General features: G+C 52.5%; 1 protein-coding gene. It reads left to right on the forward strand.

What is annotated here, in order from left to right; all coding sequences use genetic code 11:
* Positions 1–38 precede the first annotated feature (38 nt).
* A partial coding sequence (locus HMPREF2847_RS11600; RefSeq protein WP_168168371.1) for an IS3 family transposase occupies positions 39–486 on the forward strand: 448 nt, incomplete at its 3' end.

Genomic DNA, 486 nt, shown 5'->3' on the forward strand with positions numbered 1-486 from the left:
TAAAAGTGTCTCGGTCTGGATACTACAAATGGGCCCATGTGCAGCAGAAACGACTATCCGGAAAGGATGATCGTGCAACATTTTACGATGATGTTGACCGTAAGATTCATCAGATTTGGAAAGACTCTGATGAGGTTTATGGTGCTCCGCGGATCACCGCAGAGCTCGCCGAGCGCTACCACATTTCGCTTAACCGTAAGACTGTGGCGAAGCGGATGCGCATGATGGGCATTGAAGGGATTTCACCGCGTGCCTTTGTCCCGGTGACAACGATTCAAGCCAAGCGTAAGTCAACTCTTCCTGACCTGGTCAAGCGCATGTTTGATACTGGTGAGCTCAACCGGGTGTGGATGTCGGATATTACCTACCTGCGCACCAGCGAGGGATGGTTGTACTTGTGCGCGGTCCGCGATGGTCATTCCCGCAGGGTACTGGGCTGGGCAATGGATAGTGTTCAAGACACAAGTTTGGTTGAACGGGCCCTGC

The organism is Corynebacterium sp. HMSC074C03 (genome assembly GCF_001838285.1).
Classification (GTDB): Bacteria; Actinomycetota; Actinomycetes; order Mycobacteriales; family Mycobacteriaceae; genus Corynebacterium; species Corynebacterium amycolatum.